General features: G+C 75.2%; 2 protein-coding genes. Both read right to left on the bottom strand.

What is annotated here, in order from left to right; translation table 11 throughout:
* Positions 1 to 66 precede the first annotated feature (66 nt).
* Complete coding sequence (locus AB0M28_RS40305) at positions 67 to 1410, bottom strand: extracellular solute-binding protein (RefSeq protein WP_365415794.1); 1344 nt, start codon at positions 1408 to 1410, stop codon at positions 67 to 69.
* Positions 1411 to 1582: 172 nt separating this feature from the next.
* A complete protein-coding gene (locus AB0M28_RS40310) occupies positions 1583 to 2749 on the bottom strand; it encodes an aminotransferase class V-fold PLP-dependent enzyme (RefSeq protein WP_365415796.1) in 1167 nt (388 codons plus the stop codon).
* Positions 2750 to 2758: the final 9 nt, after the last annotated feature.

Raw genomic sequence — 2758 nt, forward strand, 5'->3', positions numbered from 1 at the left:
GCCGCCGCCCGGCGCGCGCCGGGCGCAGGGCCGCGGGTGCGCGCCTGTCGGTCAGGGTCGTGACCGTCATGCGAGGTCGCGCTTCGTCTGCTGGGCCAGCTGCTCCGCGGCGTCGCGCAGCACGGCGGCCGGGTCGGCGCCCTTCACCAGCACCTTCACCTGCGCGTCGCTGGCGAGCTTGAGGGCGCGGGCGTAGTCGCCGGAGTAGTTGGTGGCGTCGGCGCCCTCGCCGAGCAGCTGGGTGAAGGTCTCCAGGGGTGCCTGGCCGCCGTAGAAGTCGTTCTTACGCGCGTACATCGGGTCCGCGTAGGCGGAGGTCAGGGCGGGGAAGACGCCGCCCGCGGTGAACATGCCGTTCATCGAGGCGGGCTTGGTCAGGGCGTACTCCACGAACGTCCAGGCCGCCCGGCGGCGCGGGCTGGAGGCGGAGACCGCCAGGTGTGTCGAGTTGACGATGGCGGTGCGCTTCCCGCCCGCCGTCACCGCGGGCGGGCTGGTCAGGCGCCACTTGCCCTTCTGCGCGGGGAACTTGGTCTCCAGGTAGTGCACCGCCCAGGCCGCCAGCGGCGAGGCCGCGACCGTGTCGGCGGAGACCAGCTTGGACCAGCCCTGCTCGCCGGAGGAGTCGCCCACCAGACCGGCGTCGTTGAGCTCCTTGATGATGGTCAGGGAGCGGACCGCCTCCTCGGAGCCGAGGGTGACCTTCCCGTCGAAGTCGAAGTAGAAGGCGCCCTGGAGCTGCATCAGCCCCTGCAGGAAGTCGCAGTCGGGGCCGGGGGTGGCGGGCTTGTTGAGGCCGAACATGTAGGCCCCGGGGTTGGCCTTGCGGAATCTGCCGGCCGCGGCGACGACGTCCTCCCAGGTCTCGAACGACACCGGGTCCAGGCCGGCCTTGTCGAACATGTCCTGGCGGTAGAAGAAGCCGAGCGGGTTGACCTCCCAGGGCAGGGCGTACGCGTGCCCGTCCTTGCCGGAGACGACGGGCCACAGGCCCTTGGCGAACTCGTCCTTGTGCTTGTCGGCGCCCAGCTCCGAGAGGTTCGCCAGGCCCCCGGGGAACTTCTCCAGGTAGCCGGGGAGGTAGTCGCAGCCTATGTGCAGCACATCGGCCAGGCCCCGGCCGCCGGAGGCCATGCCGACGGTGATCTTGTCCCAGATCGCCGGGTTGCCGACGTCCTGGACGTCGACGGTGATCCCGGGGTTGTCCTTCTGGAACGCGGGGACGACGCCGCGCAGCGCCTCGGCGGCCGTCGTCCACGACCAGACGGTGACCTTGCCGGTCGCCGCGTCGCCGCCGCCGGCCGACTCGCCGCCGGAGCCGCTGCACGCGCTGAGCGCGGGGCCCGCGGCGAGGGTGAACAGGCCGGCCGAGGAGGCGCGGAGGACGGTGCGGCGGGAGGGGTGTGACATGTGGGTCTCCTTGGGAGGGTGGGGTGGTGGTGCCTGGAGGTGCGGGGATCCCTTCGGGGGATGGTCGGGAGGGCTGGTGGCTCTGGAGCCGGCGCCGGCGTTCTACGGGGCAGGGCTCGGCGGACCGGGGCGGCCCCAGGGGTGCTCGGAGCCGCCCGTCGCCCGCCGGCCCTCAGCGCCGGACCGCCCGCAGCGCCTCGGCGAGGCGGTGCGCCGTGGCGCGGGGCGTGGTCGCGTGCGGTGCGAGGCGTATCCAGTCACCGCGCTGCGTCGTGCTGAGCCCGGCGGCGGCCAACTGCCCCTGCACCGCTGCCGGATCGGCGCCGGGCAGCCGCAGCCGCCCGATGCCGCCACCGCCGGGGGCGGCCACCTCGGCGCCCGCGGAGCGCGCCGCGTCGAGCAGCGAGCCGAGCGCCTCGGCGATCCGGGCGGCGATCCGTCCGACGCCCACGCGGTGCACCAGCGCGAGCCCGGCCCCCAGCGCGGCGACGGCGGGGCCGTCCGGATTGGTGAAGGTGTGCGCGACGGCGCCGGGCAGGGCGGGTCGCGGGTGCGCGAGCCCGCCCAGCGGATCGTGTACGCCGGACCAGCCCCCGAGCCCCGGTTCGAGCAGGCCGGCCACCCGGTCGCGGACCAGCAGCAGCGCGGCGCCCCAGCCGGACCGCAGCCACTTCTGCCCGCCGCACGCGAGGAGGTCGGCCGCGTCGGCGTCGGTCTCCACCGCGCCCAGCGCCTGGACGGCGTCGACGACGAGCACGCGGCGCGGACCGATCACCTCCTTGATCTCGGCGAGCGGGGTCCGGAACCCGGTCAGGGCGTCCACCGCGCACACGGACACCGCCCGGACCCCGTCGTCCAGGCGGGCCCGCACCGTGTCCGCCGTGACCGGCCCGTCCAGCTCCCGTACGCCGAGCCCGCCGCGCTCCGCGGCGCGCAGCCACGGGTACACCGCGGCGGGGAAGTCGCTCCGGGACACCAGCACCGTCCCGGGCCCGCGCAGCGCGTGCGCGGCGGCGAACATGCCGTGCGAGGTGGAGCTGACGAGCGCGACCTCGTGCGGGGCCGCGCCGAGCAGCGCGGCCCCCGCGGCGACGGTCCGGGCCTGCTCCGCCTCGAACGCGGCCAGCGCCGGGTGCCCCTGGCTCCTGATGGTCCGCGCGGCCCGGACCAGGACCTCGCTCACATCGGCCGAGACCGGCCCGAAGCGCGCGAAGTCGAGGTAGCCCGAGGGCTCGTCGAACTGGTTCAGGTACGCCGGCGTCACGCCCACCGCCACGCTCTGCCTGTCCGACGGCAGCGGCTGCGACGCCTCGCGGATCAGCGCCTCCGCCCTGAGCACGGACGCATC

Source organism: Streptomyces sp. NPDC051940, assembly GCF_040680895.1.
In the GTDB taxonomy this organism is placed as follows: Bacteria; Actinomycetota; Actinomycetes; order Streptomycetales; family Streptomycetaceae; genus Streptomyces.